Origin of the sequence: Pantoea sp. B_9, assembly GCF_008632015.1 — a bacterium.
Taxonomy (GTDB): domain Bacteria; phylum Pseudomonadota; class Gammaproteobacteria; order Enterobacterales; family Enterobacteriaceae; genus Pantoea; species Pantoea dispersa.
In genome coordinates, this window is the sequence record NZ_VWVL01000004.1 from 1 (window position 1) to 19402 (window position 19402).

Below are 19402 nucleotides of genomic sequence, written 5' to 3' on the forward strand. Positions count from 1 at the left end.
AATTTGCCTGGCGGCAACAGCGCGGTGGTCCCACCTGACCCCATGCCGAACTCAGAAGTGAAACGCCGTAGCGCCGATGGTAGTGTGGGGCCTCCCCATGCGAGAGTAGGGAACTGCCAGGCATCAAACCAGTGAAGAAGCCCCGGACGAGAGTCCGGGGCTTTTTTACGTCCGTACTCCGGCAAATTTCCTGCCAAAAAACCCCTCCATAACGACTTATTTAACCCTGAAAAAATTCTAACGCGCTCTTTTCCCGACCTTATTGCTGCTGCTCACCGCGCGGCGCTCGCGGCTATTGCCGTTCAATGCTGAAACATTTTCATAAACCGCATGAAGACTCGACATCCAGCGGCAGCCAGGCTAATCTCGGGCATCTGGATGTCTAAACGTTTATATGGTTATCAGCAAGAGGTCAGCAGGTTATGCCAATCAGGATCCCCGACGAATTACCGGCAGTGAATTTTTTGCGTAATGAGAATGTCTTTGTCATGACCTCATCGCGCGCCAGTGTTCAGGAGATTCGTCCGCTTAAAGTGTTGATCCTTAACCTGATGCCTAAAAAAATTGAAACGGAAAACCAGTTTCTGCGCCTGCTCTCTAACTCGCCGCTGCAGATCGATGTCCAGCTGTTACGCATCGACAGTCGCGAGTCGCGCAACACACCAAGCGAGCATCTGAACAACTTCTACTGCAACTTCGACGATATCGCTAACGATAACTTTGACGGCCTGATTGTCACCGGTGCGCCGCTGGGGCTGGTTGATTTCAATGATGTTGCCTACTGGCCACAGATTCAGCGCGTGCTGCACTGGGCGAAAGAGCACGTCACTTCTACCCTGTTTGTTTGCTGGGCGGTGCAGGCGGCGCTTAACATCCTGTATGGCATTCCTAAACAGACGCGACAGAACAAGCTGTCTGGCGTCTATGAGCATCAGATCCTTCATCCGCACGCGCTGCTGACGCGCGGTTTTGATGACAACTTCCTGGCGCCGCATTCACGTTATGCTGATTTTCCCAGCCAGCTGATCCGCGACTACACCGATCTCGAGCTGTTTGCCGAATCAGAGAGCACCGGTGCCTATCTGATGGCGAGTAAAGACAAACGGCTGGCCTTTGTCACTGGCCATCCGGAATATGACGCTCTCACGCTGTCGGGTGAGTACCATCGGGACTACGAGGCCGGCCTGCACCCTGAGGTACCGTTCAATTACTTCCCGCAGGACAACCCGGAATTGCCGCCGCGCGCCACCTGGCGTAGCCACGGCAACCTGCTGTTCTCCAACTGGCTCAACTACTACGTCTACCAGATTACGCCATTCGATCTGCGCCACATGAATCCAACGCTCGAGTAAAACGCCTGCTAACAACGCGTTTAAACCTGCCGTGACAACCGCGTGTTGTCGCGGCTTTTTTTTGCCTTTTTTCTATGATGGAACGTATTGCCTTTATTTCGTGAGATTAAATTACAGTTAAATCAGATAAATAAAATCCAATAAACACTAAAATGGAAATAGTTTTTGAAATTAAAATAAAAATGATTATGCTCTGATCTTGCCGGTTAAAAAACACCCTACAGCCCGATCCTGTTGTTAGAAAAAGGATCAAACCAGGAGGCAGCCCGCATGACAGACACGGTTATCAGCCCGACACTGACCTTTAGCCAGCCCTTTACCCACGCGGAAAAGCAGCTGCTCACGCCCGAAGCCATTGATTTCCTGCACTCGCTGGTAGTGCGCTTTGCACCCGAGCGCGAGCGTCTGCTGAAAGCGCGTCAGCAGCGCCAGCAGCGCTACGATCAGGGGGCGTTGCCAGACTTTGATTCGGAAACCGCTTCCATTCGGCAAAGTGACTGGCAGGTGAGACCCATTCCTCAGCTGCTGCGCGATCGCCGCGTCGAAATCACCGGTCCGCCAGATCGCAAAATGGTGATCAACGCGCTGAACGCTAACGTCAAAGTGTTCATGGCCGATTTTGAGGATTCGCTGGCACCGACCTGGCAAAAACTGCTTGATGGCCAGCTGGCGCTGCGCGATGCGGTTAACGGCACGCTGAGCTTCACCAGCGAAAACGGCAAGATCTACCAGTTACGATCCGATCCGGCGCTGCTGATGTGCCGGGTTCGCGGCTTACATCTGGATGAGAAGCATGTTGAGTGGCGCGATCGGGCCATTCCCGGCGGGTTATTCGACTTTGCGCTCTATCTGTTTCACAACGTCACCGCGCTGCTGGAGAAGGGCCACGGTCCGTGGTTCTATCTGCCGAAAACCGAGCATGCGGCGGAAGTGGCATGGTGGCGGGAAATCTTCCGCTTCAGTGAAGATCGTTTCGATCTGCCGCGCGGCACCATCAAAGCCACGGTACTGATCGAGACGCTACCCGCGGTATTCCAGATGGATGAGATCCTGTGGGAACTGCGCGATCACGTGGTTGGCCTCAACTGTGGTCGCTGGGATTACATCTTCAGCTACATCAAAACGCTGGGCCAGCATGGTGACCGCATTCTGCCGGATCGTCAGCAGATCAGCATGGACCAGCCGTTCCTCGAGGCTTATTCGCGCCTGCTGATCAAAACCTGCCACCGGCGCGGTGCGCTGGCGATGGGCGGCATGTCGGCGCTCATCCCGGCCAAAGACGCTGAACGCAACGCCTGGGTGATGCAGAAAGTGCAGGAGGACAAAGCGCGTGAAGCGGGCAACGGCCATGACGGTACCTGGGTCGCACATCCCGGTCTGGCAGACATCGCCATGGCGGAGTTTGACCGTCAGCTGGGCGATCGCCCCAATCAGCTGCACGTCAGTCGTGAACAGGATACGCCGATCACCGCCGAGCGCCTGCTGCGCCCGTGCCGTGGTCAGCGCACCGAAGCCGGGATGCGCGCCAACATCCGTGTTGCGCTGCAGTATCTGGAAGCGTGGATCAGCGGCAATGGCTGCGTGCCTATTGATGGGCTGATGGAGGATGCCGCTACCGCGGAGATTGCCCGCACCTCCATCTGGCAGTGGATTCACCACAAGCAAATCCTCAGCGATGGTCAGCTGGTGACCGCCGCGCTGTTCGAACAGTTTCTGGATGAAGAGCTGGCGGCCCTGCGCCACAGCCTGGGCGACACGCGCTTTGACGCCGGTCGCTACAAAGATGCGGCTGCGCTGATGGCGCAAATCACCACCGACGAACAACTGGTTCCTTTCCTCACCCTGCCGGGCTACCGCCTGCTGCCCTGACTCTGGAGATACTGCTATGTCAAATCGTACCCAACAGATCGCTCAACTGGAAAATAGCTGGCTGGCATCACGCTGGCAGGGCATTACCCGTCCTTACAGCGCCGAAGAGGTCATTAACCTGCGCGGCTCCGTTAATCCCGCCTGCACGCTGGCGGATCGCGGCGCGAGAAAGCTGTGGGCACTCCTGAACGGTGACGCGCGCAAAGGCTATATCAACAGCCTCGGTGCCCTGACCGGCGGACAGGCGGTGCAGCAGGCGAAAGCCGGCATTGAGGCGATTTATCTCTCCGGCTGGCAGGTGGCGGCCGATGCAAACCTGGCCGGGCAGATGTATCCGGACCAGTCGCTGTATCCGGTCAATTCGGTGCCGAACGTGGTGGAACGTATTAACCAAAGTTTTCAGCGCGCCGATCAAATCCAGTGGGCGAGCGGACTGTCGCCGGACGATGACGGCTTTATCGATTACTACCTGCCGATTGTCGCCGATGCGGAAGCCGGATTTGGTGGGGTGCTCAATGCTTTTGAGCTGATGAAAGCGATGATTCAGGCCGGCGCCGGCGCGGTGCACTTTGAAGATCAGCTGGCGGCGGTGAAGAAGTGCGGGCACATGGGCGGCAAGGTGCTGGTGCCGACGCAGGAAGCGATTCAGAAACTGGTGGCGGCGCGGCTGGCGGCCGATGTGATGGATGTGCCCACGGTGCTGATTGCACGCACCGATGCCGACGCTGCCGACCTGATCACCTCCGATTGCGACGAGCGTGATGCGCCGTTTATTTCCGGGGAACGGACCGCTGAAGGCTTCTTCCGCACCCATGCCGGTATCGAACAGGCGATAGCCCGTGGCCTGGCGTATGCGCCGTATGCCGATGTGCTGTGGTGCGAAACTTCCACGCCGGATCTGGCGCTGGCGCAGCGCTTCGCCGAGGCGATTCACGCGCAGTATCCCGGCAAGCTGCTGGCTTACAACTGCTCGCCTTCGTTTAACTGGAAGAAGAATCTCGACGATCGCACCATTGCCCGCTTCCAGCAGGCGCTGAGCGAGATGGGCTACCGCTTTCAGTTCATCACTCTGGCCGGCATTCACAGCATGTGGTTCAACATGTTCGACCTCGCGCACGCTTATGCGCAGGGCGAAGGTATGCGCCACTACGTGGAAAAGGTGCAGCAGCCGGAATTTGCCGCACGCGAACGCGGCTACACCTTCTCTGCGCATCAGCAGGAAGTGGGCACCGGTTATTTCGATCGCATCACCACGGTGATTCAGGGCGGCAGCTCGTCGGTCACCGCGCTGACCGGCTCCACCGAAGCCGCACAGTTCTGATCAGCGTACTCGCGGTGCGCAGCATGGCGCACCGTTTCACTGGCTCACGCTTGCCGGAGATTGCCGATGTCACCGAGAGAATCCCTTATCGCCCACACGATTCTGCAGGGTTTTGATGCGCAGTACGGCCGCTTTCTCGATATTACCGCAGGCGCGCAGCAGCGCTTTGAACAGGCGGACTGGCAGGCGGTGCAGCAGGCGATGAAAGCGCGTATCCATTTGTACGATCATCACGTCGGGCTGGTCGCCAATCAGCTGCGCATCCTCAACGAGATGGCCGACTGGGATGATGCCTTCTGGCTGCGGGTAAAAAGCCACTATGCCACGCTGCTGCCGGGCTATCCGCGTCATGAAATTGCCGAAAGCTTTTTTAATTCTGTCTATTGTCGCTTGCTGGGGCACAGCCACTTACTGCCTGAGCGGCTGTTTATCCTGCCGTCACAGCCGTACGCGCCCGCACCACCGGCGCAGCGACCGCTGTCGCGCCTGTACCGGTCGCAGCACAGCTGGCATGAGACGCTGCGTCAGGTATTGAATGACATTCCCTTGCGGCTGACGTGGCAGGATCAGACGCGCGACATCGGCTGGATTGTGCGCCATCTGCACGAGCAGTTCAGCGCGGCACAGCTGGCCAATGCCACACTGGACGTCGCCAGCGAGCTGTTTTATCGCAACAAAACCGCCTGGATTGTGGCGCGGCTGCAGCTGAGCGCGGGCGAAATCGTGCCGTGTCTGCTGCCGATCCAGCGCGATGACGCCGGCCGGTTGTGGATTGATACCTGTCTCACCGACAGCAATGACGCCAGCATCGTGTTTGGCTTTGCCCGCGCCTATTTCATGGTATACGCGCCGGTGCCAGCCGCGCTGGTGGCCTGGCTGCAGCCGATTTTGCCGGGCAAAACCCTCGCCGAGCGCTATATGGCGATTGGCTGCCAGAAACACGGCAAAACCGAATGCTATCGCGAATATTTAGATTACCTGGCGCATAGTCAGGAAGCATTCACCATCGCACCCGGCGTGCGCGGTATGGTGATGCTGGTATTCACGCTGCCCGGTTTTGATCGGGTATTTAAGGTGATTAAAGATCGCTTCGCGCCGCAAAAAGAGGTGACGGATGCGCAGGTGCGCGCCTGTTACCGGCTGGTCAAAGAGCATGACCGCGTCGGGCGCATGGCTGACACCCAGGAGTTTGAGCATTTCGCTATCCCGCGCGCGCGCATTCCGGCGGCGCTGATGGCGGAATTTGAGCGCGAGATTCCGGAAAAAATCGAGCTGCGCGATGACGTAGTGATCATCCGCCACTTATGGCTGGAGCGTCGCATGCAGCCGCTTAACCTGTGGCTGATGCAGGCGACGCCGGAACAGCGCCAGCACGCCATTGAGGAGTACGGTGATGCGATTTGTCAGCTGGCGGCGGCCAATATCTTCCCCGGCGATATGCTGTTTAAAAACTTCGGCATGACGCGCCATGGCCGCGTGGTGTTTTACGACTATGATGAAATCCGCCCGATGACCGAGCTGGTGTTCCGCGATGTTCCGGCGGCGCGTTACGAAGAAGATGAGCTGCAGGCCGAGCCGTGGTACAGCGTCGGGCCGGATGATGTGTTTCCGGAAACCTTCCGCTACGCGCTGTGCAGCGAACCGGCGACCGGAAAACTGCTGCAGGCGCTGCATCCGCAGTTGTTCGATCCCGGCTGGTGGCGCGCACTGCAGACGCGGATCCGTGCCGGGCATATTGAAGAGGTGATGGCGTGGCGCGCCGGACAGCGTTTCAGCGCGCGCTACGCGTCAGTGGCCGCCTAGCGGCCGGCATAGCTCAGTGTTACCTGCTTCGCCGCGCGGATCACCAGCGCCCCGAGTTCGGTAATGCGGTCGTCGGTCATGCGCGCCAGCGGGCCGGAGATGGAGATGGCGGCAAACGGTTCGCCGTGTTCATCATAAATCGGTGCCGCCACACAGCGCAGGCCGAGCGCGTGCTCCTCATCGTCGTGCGAAAAACCCATCTTACGGATCAGCGCCAGATTCTCCTTCAGGCTATGCGGCGACATCAGGGTTTTCGGCGTGTAATGATGTAATCCCTTCTGATGCAGCAGGGCGGTGACCTGATCATCGCTAAGGTGAGCGAGAAACGCTTTGCCGGCACCGGACGCATGCATCGGCAACTTGCCGCCAATCGGCGCTGACATGCGCATCAGCTGGGTGCACTGTACCTGGTCAATAATCACCGCCTGATAATCACTGAGATCCAGCACCGCCAGATTCACGGTTTCGCCAGCTTCTTCCATCAGCCGGCGCAGAATCGGGTGCACAATCGCCAGCAGATTGCGGCTCTGCAGAAAACTGCTGCCGACCACAAAGGCATGAGCGCCAATGGTCCATAAACCGAGGTCGCCCACCTGATGCACAAATCCCTGCTGCTGCATGGTGGTCAGCAGGCGATGAGTGGTGGAGTTGGGAAGCCCGGCCTGTTGCGCCAGCTCGGTCAGCGCCACGCTACCGTGTGATTCGGCAATCAGCTCCAGCAAACGCAGCCCGCGCGTCAGAGATTGTACCTGGCCGCCGGCAGGGGCACTGGCCGCCGGAGCCGTACGGGGTTTTTTGCCGCGTTTCGCGGGCGCAGGGGTTGCCATAACATCTCCACAGTCATTGCAGGTATGGAAACCATTTTCGTTTTTAATGGTATGAATGCAAACGCTGGCTGACTGGTCGGATCTGCTGGTCATTTTGCCGCCGGTGGCCGCAAACGGGTGACTTTTGCTCATTTGAAAGTTGTGCCAGTATGACTGGCTGGCATTTAGCCAGCGTAATGACGTGGATGGGGCAAGAGTGAGCAATAAAACCGCAACGCTACAGCAGCAGCTGGCACAACGCATCATGATTCTGGACGGTGGCATGGGCACCATGATCCAGAGTTACAAACTGGATGAGCAGGATTTTCGCGGCAGCCGCTTCGCTGACTGGCCGTGCGATGTGAAAGGCAATAATGACCTGCTGGTGCTGAGTAAGCCGGACGTCATTCGCGAAATCCACGATGCTTACCTGGCGGCTGGTGCGGATATTCTCGAAACCAACACCTTCAACGCCACCCCGATTGCCATGGCCGACTATGAAATGGCCGCGCTGTCGGCGGAGATCAACTTCGAAGCGGCGAAACTGGCGCGCGCCTGCGCCGACGCGTGGACGGCAAAAACGCCCGATCGCCCGCGCTACGTTGCTGGCGTGCTCGGCCCGACCAACCGCACCTGCTCGATCTCGCCTGACGTCAACGATCCCGCGTTTCGTAACATCACCTTCAATCAGCTGGTGGACGCCTACCGCGAATCGACCCATGCGCTGATTAGCGGCGGTGCTGACATCATCATGATCGAAACGGTGTTCGATACCCTGAATGCCAAAGCGGCGATCTATGCGGTACAGAGTGAGATGGAAGCGATGGGCGTGACGCTGCCGCTGATGATCTCCGGCACCATTACCGATGCGTCAGGCCGTACGCTCTCCGGCCAGACCACGGAAGGATTCTACAACTCACTGCGCCACGCGGAGCCGCTGTCGTTCGGCCTCAACTGCGCGCTTGGCCCGGACGAACTGCGCCAGTATGTGCAGGAGCTGTCGCGCATTGCGGAAGGCTATGTCAGCGCCCACCCCAACGCCGGTCTGCCAAATGCCTTCGGCGAATATGACCTTGATGCGGCGACGATGGCGGCGCAGATTGGCGAGTGGGCGCGCGCCGGTTTCCTCAACATTATCGGTGGCTGCTGTGGCACCACGCCGCAACACATTGCGGCGATGGCGGCAGCGGTCGAGGGCGTGCCACCGCGGCCGCTACCGGAAATAGCCGTCGCCTGCCGTTTGTCTGGCCTCGAACCGCTCAATATTCAGGCCGATTCACTGTTCGTCAACGTGGGTGAGCGCACTAACGTGACCGGCTCGGCCAAATTTAAGCGCCTGATTAAAGAAGAGAAGTACAACGAAGCGCTGGACGTGGCGCGCCAGCAGGTGGAAAACGGCGCGCAGATTATCGATATCAATATGGATGAAGGCATGCTGGACGCGGAAGCGGCCATGGTGCGCTTTCTCAACCTGATTGCCGGTGAGCCGGATATCGCGCGTGTGCCGATCATGATCGACTCCTCGAAATGGGAGGTGATTGAAAAAGGCCTGCAGTGCATTCAGGGCAAAGGCATCGTCAACTCCATCTCGATGAAAGAGGGCGTCGAGCCGTTTATTGCGCACGCGCGCAAAGTGCGGCGCTACGGCGCGGCGGTGGTGGTGATGGCGTTCGACGAAGTGGGCCAGGCGGACACCCGCGCGCGCAAAATTGAGATCTGCCGCCGCGCCTACCAAATCCTCACTGAAGAGGTCGGTTTCCCGCCGGAAGACATTATTTTCGACCCCAATATCTTTGCCGTGGCCACCGGCATCGAAGAGCACAACAACTACGCGATGGATTTCATCGGTGCCTGTGAAGACATCAAACGCGAACTGCCGCATGCGATGATCTCCGGCGGCGTCTCCAACGTGTCGTTCTCGTTCCGCGGTAACGAACCGGTGCGCGAGGCGATTCACGCGGTGTTCCTCTACTACGCCATCCGCAACGGCATGGACATGGGCATCGTCAACGCCGGTCAGCTGGCGATTTATGACGATCTGCCGGCGGAGCTGCGCGATGCGGTTGAGGACGTGATCCTCAACCGGCGCGACGATGGCACCGAGCGACTGCTGGCGCTGGCGGAGAAGTATCGCGGCAACAAAGGCGAGGGTGAGCAGGACAAGCAGCAGGCCGAATGGCGCAGCTGGGACGTGGTGAAGCGGCTGGAATATTCGCTGGTGAAAGGCATCACCGAGTTTATCGAGCAGGACACCGAAGAGGCGCGCCAGGCCGCGGCACGGCCGATTGAAGTCATTGAAGGGCCGCTGATGTCCGGCATGAATGTGGTCGGCGATCTGTTTGGCGAGGGCAAAATGTTCCTGCCGCAGGTGGTGAAATCGGCGCGCGTGATGAAGCAGGCGGTGGCCTACCTCGAACCCTTTATCCAGGCGAGCAAAGAGGCCGGCCGCAGCAACGGTAAAATCGTGCTGGCGACGGTAAAAGGCGACGTGCACGACATCGGCAAAAATATTGTTGGCGTGGTGCTGCAGTGTAACAACTACGAAATCATCGACCTGGGCGTGATGGTGCCGGGCGACAAAATCCTGAAAACCGCGCGTGAGGAAAACGCCGACATCATCGGACTTTCCGGCCTGATTACCCCGTCGCTCGACGAGATGATGAACGTGGCGAAAGAGATGGAGCGCCAGGGCTTTACGCTGCCGCTGCTGATTGGCGGGGCCACCACCTCGAAAGCGCACACGGCGGTGAAGATTGAGCAGAATTACAGCGGCCCGACGGTTTATGTGCAGAACGCCTCGCGTACCGTCGGCGTGGTCTCTTCGCTGCTGTCGCCCACGCTGAAAGAGGCGTTCGTGGCGCGCACGCGTAAAGAGTACGAAACCGTGCGGATTCAGCACGCGCGTAAAAAGCCGCGTACGCCGCCGGTCACGCTGCAGGCCGCGCGCGATAATCATTACGTCATTGACTGGCAACGCTACACGCCACCGGTGGCGCATCGTACCGGCGTCAGCGCAGTGGAGGCCAGTATCGATACGCTGCGCAACTACATCGACTGGACGCCGTTTTTTATGACCTGGTCGCTGGCCGGCAAATATCCGCGTATCCTGGAAGATGAGGTGGTGGGCGAAGAAGCCACGCGGCTGTTTGCCGATGCCAATGCGATGCTGGACAACCTCAGCGCGCAGGGTACGCTCAGGCCGCGCGGCGTGGTCGGTATTTTCCCGGCTAACCGGGTTGGCGACGACATTGAAATCTACCGTGACGAGACCCGGCACGAAGTGCTGTGCGTCAGCCATCATTTACGTCAGCAAACGGAAAAAACCGACTTCGCCAACTACTGTCTGGCGGACTTCGTGGCGCCGAAATCCAGTGGTAAAGCGGATTATCTCGGCGCGTTTGCCGTCACCGGCGGGCTGGAGGAGGATGCGCTGGCGGCGGCGTTCGACCAGCAGCACGATGATTACAACAAAATCATGGTGAAAGCGGTGGCGGATCGCCTGGCGGAGGCGTTTGCCGAATACCTGCATGAGCGCGTGCGTAAGGTGATCTGGGGCTATGCCGCCCATGAAAATCTCAGCAACGACGAGCTGATTCGCGAAAATTACCAGGGCATTCGTCCGGCGCCGGGCTATCCGGCCTGTCCGGAACACACTGAGAAGGCACAAATCTGGCAGCTGCTGGATGTGGAGCATCACACCGGCATGAAACTGACCGAATCTTTTGCCATGTGGCCCGGTGCCGCGGTGTCCGGCTGGTATTTTAGTCATCCGGAGAGTAAATATTTCGCCGTGGCGCAGATTCAGCGCGACCAGGTGGAAGATTACGCGGCGCGTAAAGGCATGAGCGTCAGCGACGTGGAACGCTGGCTGGCACCGAATTTAGGCTACGACGCGGATTGATGAATTGCCGGCGCAGAGCGCGCGCAATGAAATGCTGGCAGGCGGTCGCCATCAATGGCGACCTTACATGGTTCACGTAGGGTGCGCATTAATGCGCACCGTTAAATGGCGCGGGTTTAACCCCGCGCTGCAATTCAATTAAAACGCGCATCGCGATCGGCGGTCAGATCGTACAGCTGGTACTTACGGCCCAGCATCTGACCACCGTCACGCGTCAGCGGCACCCAGTTCACCTGCGCACGGCCACGGGTTGGCGAGACGGTAAACAGATCCATCGGAATCGAAATATAGAAACCTTTGGTGAAATCCCCTTCGCCATACGCTTCGGCTGACACGTTGGTTTTGGTGGCGTAGAAGCCGACCATTACGCCGCTGTCAAAGCGCTTCGACACATCCAGCGTGACCCCTTTGTCCTTCGCCAGATATTCACCGACGCTGGCTTTCACCAGCACATCCTGCATGAACCACGGACGCCAGTAAGCGGTAAGGTGCCCGGTCGGCGCCTTGTAGTCGGTGAACTGCATCATGTTGTCCCAGTCACGCTGCTTCACGTAGTTCGCATCGAGACCGAAAGCCCAGTTGCTGTCCACCGGGCGATACAAAAGCTCGCCGCCCACGCCGCCATACATGGTTTCCAGATAGCCACCGTACACCTGGCCGTAAAAGCCATTGCCGAGATAGCGCATGTAGTTGGCCTGCAGATCATTCACGTAAACGTTGTTCTCCACGTAGTCGCGAATGTGGGTGCGCACGCGCGGCAGCGTCGAGTCGGCCGGCGCGCCGTTGTAGTTGAACTTGTCATAGTTATTGGCGATGTTGCCAAACAGGCTGCCGCCAATCAGCCAGTGATCGGTCAGCCAGTAATCGACATTGCCCATTACGCCGAGCTGGTACATGTAGAAGCTTTCCGGACCGCCGACCGACTGGTTCAGCACCGGCGACAGGCTGTAGTTGAGGCGATCCTTACGGATGAAATAGCCCTGTTCGGTGGTGCCCGGATCGATCGGTTCTTCACGCGTCTGCTGCAGCGGCTGCTCGTGGCCGAGCGGATAGCCGCGCAGTTCGTTATTCAGGCTGACCACATCGGTGCGCGTGGTGACCTGCGGCATGTTAAAGCGCGACTCGGTGACTTCAATCGTATCAATGCCAGCCGGCAGATTGTTCATGATAATGCGGTTAGCGCGGTCAACGCCTTCGCGCGTGTCGCGATATTTGGTCTGCTCACCGGAAACGTATAGCGTGCGGCCTTTGGTCTGGATGCGCGGACCATCCAGTCCGGCATTGTATTTCAGATCGGTAAGCTGATTAGCGACCACCGTCGGCTGCAGCAGATCGCCCTGCGGCTGTGGCTGATAAGCCGGTTTTGCGCTATCAAGGTGCGACTGGTGTAAGGAATTAAAGTTGGTGCGTACGGTCACGCCAAACATAAATGTATTGCCGCGCTCGTAGCTGGCGTTGATATCCGCCCAGTCGGTAAGGCGATAGATTGCGCCAACGTTGACCTTACTGCGCTGCTCCAGCCGGCCGGCAAAATCGTCCTGATAATCGTTGCCTTCATACTCCAGCTTCAGACGCAGCGGCTGCCACGGCGTCTGGTATTCGATGCCACCAAACAGTGCCGCCGGGCCGTGGAACATCTGCGAGCCGTTAATGGAACCCGCCGAACCGCCGCCGGTGCGGCTGCAGAAGCTATCGCTGTAGGAGCAGAACGGGTTTTTGATGGTGCCGCTGTTGCCGAGATAGCCCCAGCCCAGCCCGAGGCTGAAATCAAACGGTCCCCAGGCTTTACTCGCCACCAGATATTCACTGTCGAACAGGCCGGTACCGCCCAAATCGCGCGAACCGACCGCCACTTCCGGCAGCCAGAAGCTCTCCTGCCACAGGCGCAGCTTCAGGTCGAAGGCTTTGTCTTTATAGCTCTGGTTGCCGCTGAAGCCTTCCACCGCACTGTAGCGACGGGTGCGTACGTCGGTATAGCGCACCGTGGTTTCCAGCCACGGGAACAGCTGCAATGACGCAGAATAGTAGCGATATTGATCGTTATCGCGGAAGTTCAGGCTAAATTCGCCCTCTTTTGCCATGCGCGCGGTCGGCGTTTGCATCAGGCCCACGCCGCCAAAATCAGATTGTGAAGGACCGACCGGTTCCGGCCAGGTTTCCGCCTGCACCTGGCATGCGGCGGCGACAGAAGCAGCCAACAGGCTGAGGAGTAATTGTTTTTTCATCAGTCTGGCATCCGGTGAGTCAGAACGGAAAGCATGCGCGCATTCAAATCAGGCTGGCCCCAGGGCAGGCTCCATGTGGAAAAGCCCAGCCAGATGATGCTGCCAGGCTCGACTTCAACATGCCGCTGATTCCAGTAAGCGATCGGCACCTGCTGCGTCTCACCTGACGGCGCAATCACCGTGGCCACGCTGCGTTCGGCACCCGATAAACGCGCATGCGGCGCGAGATAGTCACGCACCGTGCGTCCTGGCTGCCAGCTCTCACTGCCGGGATGGCTGAGTGCGCCCATCACCCGTACCTGCGTCGGCGCTGCCACGATGTACAGGTCGTAGCTGCCCTGCAGTTTACGGTTGGCTTCCGGACGCAGCCGCACCCAGTCGGGATCGAGCGAAGTAAACTGGCGCCCGGTAACCTGCAGGGCGCTGAGCTGCTGGATTACGCTGCCGATGGTTGCGGCCAGTGAAGTACCGCTGTCGGCCTGCCAGGCGCGCAGATCCGCCAGCAGCTGAGCGTGCTGCTGCTGCGCCACGGCGGTCGCACCGCGTTCGGCAATCACCGTGCCCGGCCACCAGCTGTGCAGCGCCGGGTTCGTTACCAGTTCGCTCAGCGTGCTGACATGATCGATCTGGAAACTGCGCTGATCGTGCGCAGGGTGTACCGTCACCTGGCTATCCGCCAGCGCGTGGCTGGCCGCCGCGAGGGCGAGTGCCGCCAGCAAAGAATTGATTTTTTTCATGATTTCGCCGGCTTCAGAAGGGTGGTTGCAATCGGGAACTGGTCAGCCGCCAGCATCTGCTGCGCCTGCAGCACTGTACCGTCGCGGTTATCGATCCAGAAGGTGTTCTGCCAGCTGACGCCGGGGCTCTCCATCTCTACCGTTTCGTGCCAGACGCGGCAGGGAACCCGCTCGCCGGCGAGGTTCAGCACTTCATCGTCGCCGCGCTGAAAGGTGGAGTGGGCGGTGGCGGCGCGCACGTTGTCCTGCTCGCGCCACTGCACGACGCGCGTCCATTGCGCGCCATTTTGCAGCCGCAGCGCATCGGCCAGCGGATCCTGCGCCAGGTTACTGACGGCCTGCAGGTTGTCGCGCAGGCCGAGGGTTTTCACCAGGCGGCCGTGCTGCATCACCAGCATGGCTTTATCCTGGGTTACCCATTTCTGCTGGCCGTTTTCCAGGTAGCCCAGCACCACAAAGATGCGCGGACCGTTGTCGACGCGCGCATACAGGCTGGCATAGGGCAGATTAGCGATTTGTTCATCGCTGACGGTGACATCGTCCGGACCGCTGATGGCGAGCATCACGGTCTGTTCGAGGCCTTTTTGCGTTTGTGTGCAAGCCTGCAGCAACAGGCAAAGAAGCAGCAAAGAGAGTCGGCGCACTGTGTATCCCTGTCTCAATAGAGGCAAAAAAACAAAAAATAACCACACGACTGTGTGGTTATGTTTAAAGGTGCTACATCAACGAGTGGTGCTCGTTGTGGTAGTGGTTGTTGTACCGGTATTTGCACCGTCGCCACCGCCAGCAGCGGCAACGCCGAGACCCACTAACGCACCGAGTGCGCCGATACCCACAGCGGTGGTCGCACCGGTCGAGATTGCTCCCGCCTGCGCGCCTGCTGCAGCACCGGCTTCTTCCGGTGCGGCAATCGCAGCGGAAGAAACGGCAACGTAAAGTAAGGCTGCACCGGCAACCATCAGTTTTTTCATAACAACGTTTCCTGCATCTTGATAAAACGTGAATGAAGGATATTACCCGTCATACCGTACGCTGCCGTCCGATGGCCGCTGGGCCGCATGCAGCTGGCTAACCGTGGTCAGCGCGCAATAATGTTTCCCGGGCCGCCGGGCGACAGCGGGGAAGTATTCAGGGCAGCCTTGAAGGCGCGTTCAGTATAGGGCAACAAATTACCAGAGTTCAGCGCCAGAAAAAGAGGGGGATTAAGCAGGACATTTCTGGTGATAAATAAGGCGAATTGGCGTTAGCTGCTTTTTTTAATTGCGCTTTTTTCGCTGGCTGGAATATTTGCACAGGACATTATGGCACAGCAGCATTTTTCACTTTTGCATTAAAAAATGGCACGGAATAGGAATAATCAGATTTTCCTGAAAGGGTTAAAATAGAAAGGCAAATTTAATCAGTTGCTTAGGTGGGTGAGGTGGACAAATCAGATCCAATTTTTATCAGATAAGCCCGCCACGCATGATGGCATCTTCCGATTTTCCTTAGGGCATTTTAAGAATTATCTAACCGCAGCGTGGCAGCAAAATCCGCTTATTTGCCGCGGGGCAGTTGATCGGAACAAAAAAAAGGCGGCATGTGCTGCCGCCTGATGAGCCTGGGGGTGAAATTAACGCCAGGATTTGTAGCGATTAATTAAGCCATTGGTGGAGCTATCGTGGCTGTTAATCTGCGCATCGTTTTCCAGCTCCGGCAAAATGCGGTTAGCCAGCTGTTTGCCCAGCTCAACGCCCCACTGATCGAAGGTGAAGATGTTGAGAATCGCGCCCTGAGTGAAGATCTTGTGCTCGTACAGCGCAATCAGCGCGCCGAGGCTGAACGGAGTGATTTCACGCAGCAGAATCGAGTTGGTCGGGCGGTTACCTTCAAACACCTTGAACGGCACGATATGCGCGACGGACTCCGCCGATTTACCGGCATCGGTAAACTCTTTCTCTACCACCTCGCGGGCTTTACCAAACGCCAGCGCTTCGGTCTGAGCAAAGAAGTTGGACAGCAGTTTCTGGTGGTGATCGGCCAGCGCGTTGTGGGTCTGCGCCGGCGCAATGAAGTCGCATGGAATCAGCTTGGTACCCTGATGGATCAGCTGATAAAACGCGTGCTGCCCGTTGGTGCCGGGTTCACCCCAGATGATCGGACCGGTCTGGTAATCCACCGGGTTGCCGTCGCGGTCGACGTACTTACCGTTGGACTCCATGTTGCCCTGCTGGAAGTAAGCGGCAAAACGGTGCATGTACTGGTCGTACGGCAGAATCGCTTCGGTTTCGGCACCGAAGAAGTTGTTGTACCAGATACCGATCAGCGCCAGCAGCACCGGCAGGTTTTGCTCCGCTGGCGTGTTCGCAAAGTGCTGGTCCATGGCATGCGCGCCGCTCAGCAGCTGTTCGAAGTTTTCGAAGCCGATGGACAGGATGATCGACAGACCAATCGCGGACCACAGTGAGTAGCGGCCGCCGACCCAGTCCCAGAACTCGAACATGTTGGCGGTATCAATACCAAATTCGCCGACCGCTTTCGCGTTAGTTGAGAGCGCGGCAAAGTGCTTCGCCACGTGCTGCTGATCGCCGGCGGTGTTCAGGAACCAGTCGCGCGCGCTGTGGGCGTTGGTCATGGTTTCCTGCGTGGTAAAGGTTTTCGACGCCACGAGGAACAGCGTGGTTTCCGGGCTAAGCGGTTTCAGCGTTTCGGCAATGTGCGTGCCATCAACGTTGGAAACAAAGTGCATGTTGAGGTGGTTTTTATACGGACGCAGCGCTTCGGTCACCATGAATGGGCCGAGGTCTGAACCGCCGATACCGATGTTCACCACGTCAGTAATCGGCTTGCCGGTGTAGCCTTTCCACTCGCCGCTGATGATGCGCTCTGAGAAGGCTTTCATCTTCGCCAGCACCGCGTTCACTTCCGGCATTACATCTTTGCCATCCACGAGGATCGGCGTATTGCTGCGGTTGCGCAGGGCCACGTGCAGCACGGCGCGATCTTCGGTGCGGTTAATCTTCTCACCGGAGAACATGGATTTGATGGCGCCCGCCAGATCGGTCTCTTTCGCCAGCGCCTGGAGTTTGTCGAGGGTTTCCTGGGTGATGCGGTTTTTTGAGAAATCCACCAGCATCTGATCATCAAAGGTGGCAGAGAATTTCGCAAAACGATCGGCATCCTGCGCAAACAGGTCGGCTATCTCTACCGATTTCATCTGATCAAAATGCTGCTGCAGCGCTTTCCAGGCTGCGGTTTGTGTCGGATTGATATTTTTCATGGCAACACTCTTGTTGATATAAGAACCGTCATTCCATCCGGGCGCATCCTGTCTGGCCCGGCATGCTGAGCATTTGTTACGGCTTGCACGCGTTTCAGTATGACCACAGTTGCAACTGAAAGGAAAAAATTTGTGACGCCAGCCGCAGCGTTTCAGGTAAATCCGGCGGCGATTGTCGGCCGGTTCGCCGCGCATTACTCTGCGCGGCATCAGCTAAACACCGGTTTTTTCGCACCGCTGACTACTTTAGGCGGCTGGCGGCTTCCGGGTTTGTTTAGCAATGCGCTGCATAAGTGTAAAAATGAATTTTCCCGGCGCCGCAAGGCTGGACAGCGGAACAATTAATCAGTATTTTGTGCGCGCGACTTGCACCTCCGGGTGCAAGCCAGAAGAGGCGCGTCGCCCAGGCAGTGTGTTTGAGGATCCGTATCCAGCGAGAACACATCAGGGGGTGCGACGCCGAGGTGGTGCAACACGCGGAGTGTTGTGCTGTCGGCTGCAGGGGCTGAATCCTCTGGGTTGTCACCAGAAGCGTCCGCAGTCGGACGTTTCGCAAGGTGAAGTGCTTTTGGTGACTCATCTCCTGATCTTGTCTGTCCAATTCTGCTCTTCTCTTGTGCCAAGGCTGTTACCCGATCTTCTCTTCCGCGAATGGGAGGAGATAACCTGACACGAGGTTTTGTTACATGTCTCAATCGTTGATCGTGGCAAAATTTGGCGGCACCAGCGTTGCCGATTTCGATGCCATGAACCGCAGCGCGGACGTCGTGCTGTCTGATGCCAATACCCGTCTGGTGGTGCTCTCTGCCTCGGCGGGCGTGACTAACCTGCTGGTTTCGCTGGCTGAAGGCCAGGAACTCGAGCAGCGCGCTTATCTGCTGGATCAAATCCGCACTATTCAATATGCCATCATCGATCGCCTGCAGTCGCCGGACGTCATCCGTCAGGAGATTGATCGCATGCTGGAGAACATCATCATGCTGGCGGAAGCGGCGGCATTAGCCCGTTCGACTGCGCTGACCGATGAGCTGGTGAGCCACGGCGAACTGATGTCGAGCCTGCTGTTCGTCGAGATCCTGCGCGAGCGCCAGGTAAATGCCGAGTGGTTTGACGTCCGCAAAGTGATGCGCACCAGCGACCGTTTTGGCCGCGCCGAGCCGGATGTGGCCGAGCTGAAAACGCTGGCAGCGGCTCAGCTGCAGCCGCGCACTGCAGAAGCGCTGGTGATCACGCAAGGCTTTATTGGCAGCGAAGGCAAAGGCCGCACCACCACGCTGGGCCGCGGCGGCAGCGATTACACCGCCGCGCTGCTCGGCGAAGCGCTGCAGGCGACGCGTGTGGATATCTGGACCGACGTGGCGGGCATCTACACCACCGACCCGCGTGTGGTGCCGCAGGCGAAACGCATCGAAGAGATCACTTTTGAAGAAGCGGCGGAGATGGCGATCTTCGGCGCGAAAGTGCTGCATCCGGCGACGCTGCTGCCGGCGGTGCGCAGTGATATTCCGGTGTTTGTCGGCTCCAGTAAAGATCCGGCGGCGGGCGGCACGCGCGTCTGCAACGAAACCAAAAATCCACCGCTGTTCCGCGCGCTGGCGCTGCGGCGCAAACAGACGCTGCTGACGCTGCACAGCCTGAACATGCTGCACGCGCACGGCTTCCTGGCGGAAGTGTTTGCTATCCTGGCACGCCACAGTATTTCGGTTGATCTGGTTACCACCTCGGAAGTGAGCGTGGCGCTGACGCTGGATACCACCGGTTCAACCAGCACCGCCGACAGTCTGCTGACCCAGGCGCTGCTGACCGAGCTCTCTTCCCTGTGCCGGGTGGAAGTGGAAGAGAATCTGGCGCTGGTGGCGATCATCGGCAACAACCTGTCGAAAGCCTGCGGCGTCGGCAAAGAGGTATTCGGCGCGCTGGAGCCGTTTAACCTGCGCATGATTTGCTACGGCGCAAGCAGCTACAACCTGTGCTTCCTGGTGCCAACGCCGGACGCGGAAGAGGTGGTGCGCGCGCTGCATAAGAATCTGTTCGAATCTTAATTGACGCATAAGTCACCTGAAGCCGGACAATGTCCGGCTTTTTTTATTTCTGCCGTTCAGCCTGACGCTATTTCGGACAAATGCCAG

The 19402-nt window shown here is 58.3% G+C and carries 13 protein-coding genes, 1 rRNA gene and 1 riboswitch; of the genes, 8 read left to right on the plus strand and 6 right to left on the minus strand.

The genetic code is table 11. From position 1 onward, the window contains the following. The first annotated feature begins 6 nt into the window (after nt 1-6). From rrf to aceK, 5 genes are all read left to right on the plus strand, one after another. A 5S ribosomal RNA gene (rrf, locus tag F3I21_RS13150) occupies nt 7-122 on the plus strand. A 300-nt stretch (nt 123-422) separates the two neighbouring features. Then, nucleotides 423-1352 carry a homoserine O-succinyltransferase gene (gene metA / locus F3I21_RS13155; RefSeq protein WP_031279798.1) on the plus strand — a complete coding sequence of 310 codons (930 nt, stop codon included), beginning with the start codon at nt 423-425 and terminating at the stop codon, nt 1350-1352. A gap of 270 nt (nt 1353-1622) precedes the next feature. Beyond that, complete coding sequence (aceB, locus tag F3I21_RS13160) at nt 1623-3221, plus strand: malate synthase A (RefSeq protein WP_150059127.1); 1599 nt, start codon at nt 1623-1625, stop codon at nt 3219-3221. 16 nt (nt 3222-3237) lie between these two features. Then, nucleotides 3238-4542, plus strand: coding sequence for an isocitrate lyase (gene aceA, locus F3I21_RS13165; protein ID WP_058757599.1), 1305 nt, complete (start codon nt 3238-3240; stop codon nt 4540-4542). A gap of 66 nt (nt 4543-4608) precedes the next feature. After that, on the plus strand, nt 4609-6345 hold the full coding sequence (aceK, locus tag F3I21_RS13170) for a bifunctional isocitrate dehydrogenase kinase/phosphatase (RefSeq protein WP_150059128.1): 1737 nt from the start codon (nt 4609-4611) through the stop codon (nt 6343-6345). On the opposite strand, the gene iclR is transcribed toward aceK, so the two are convergent. After that, on the minus strand, nt 6342-7172 hold the full coding sequence (gene iclR, locus F3I21_RS13175; RefSeq protein WP_058757603.1) for a glyoxylate bypass operon transcriptional repressor IclR: 831 nt from the start codon (nt 7170-7172) through the stop codon (nt 6342-6344). The two genes, aceK and iclR, sit on opposite strands and share 4 nt — an antisense overlap. A gap of 196 nt (nt 7173-7368) precedes the next feature. Here iclR and metH point away from each other — a divergent pair, with 196 nt between their 5' ends. After that, nucleotides 7369-11052: a methionine synthase gene (gene metH / locus F3I21_RS13180; RefSeq protein ID WP_150059129.1), complete on the plus strand. Its 3684-nt coding sequence runs from the start codon at nt 7369-7371 to the stop codon at nt 11050-11052. A gap of 134 nt (nt 11053-11186) precedes the next feature. Here the strand turns inward: metH and F3I21_RS13185 are convergent, their stop codons facing one another. The 5 genes from F3I21_RS13185 to pgi all read right to left on the minus strand — a co-directional run bounded on the left by F3I21_RS13185 (nt 11187) and on the right by pgi (nt 17273). After that, nucleotides 11187-13277 carry a YjbH domain-containing protein gene (locus tag F3I21_RS13185; RefSeq protein WP_150059130.1) on the minus strand — a complete coding sequence of 697 codons (2091 nt, stop codon included), beginning with the start codon at nt 13275-13277 and terminating at the stop codon, nt 11187-11189. Then, a complete protein-coding gene (locus F3I21_RS13190; RefSeq protein ID WP_150059131.1) occupies nt 13277-14014 on the minus strand; it encodes a capsule biosynthesis GfcC family protein in 738 nt (245 codons plus the stop codon). The genes F3I21_RS13185 and F3I21_RS13190 overlap by 1 nt, the downstream gene beginning before the upstream one ends. Continuing rightward, nucleotides 14011-14658, minus strand: coding sequence for a YjbF family lipoprotein (locus F3I21_RS13195; RefSeq protein WP_058757594.1), 648 nt, complete (start codon nt 14656-14658; stop codon nt 14011-14013). Before F3I21_RS13195 ends, F3I21_RS13190 begins: the two co-directional genes overlap by 4 nt. A gap of 78 nt (nt 14659-14736) precedes the next feature. Next, nucleotides 14737-14985 (minus strand): exopolysaccharide production protein YjbE, encoded by a 249-nt coding sequence (yjbE, locus tag F3I21_RS13200; RefSeq protein ID WP_021508031.1) that lies wholly within the window; start codon nt 14983-14985, stop codon nt 14737-14739. 641 nt (nt 14986-15626) lie between these two features. Beyond that, nucleotides 15627-17273, minus strand: coding sequence for a glucose-6-phosphate isomerase (gene pgi / locus F3I21_RS13205; protein ID WP_021508030.1), 1647 nt, complete (start codon nt 17271-17273; stop codon nt 15627-15629). A gap of 99 nt (nt 17274-17372) precedes the next feature. Here pgi and F3I21_RS13210 point away from each other — a divergent pair, with 99 nt between their 5' ends. Together F3I21_RS13210 and lysC are read left to right on the plus strand one after the other, a co-directional pair. Beyond that, nucleotides 17373-17618: a hypothetical protein gene (locus tag F3I21_RS13210; RefSeq protein ID WP_150059132.1), complete on the plus strand. Its 246-nt coding sequence runs from the start codon at nt 17373-17375 to the stop codon at nt 17616-17618. Between the two features lie 36 nt (nt 17619-17654). Beyond that, nucleotides 17655-17849, plus strand: a riboswitch (Lysine riboswitch). Nucleotides 17850-17959: 110 nt separating this feature from the next. Continuing rightward, the gene (gene lysC, locus F3I21_RS13215; RefSeq protein ID WP_021508028.1) at nt 17960-19315 is read left to right on the plus strand and encodes a lysine-sensitive aspartokinase 3; all 1356 of its coding nucleotides are present in this window, start codon (nt 17960-17962) and stop codon (nt 19313-19315) included. The last annotated feature ends 87 nt before the right edge of the window (nt 19316-19402 follow it).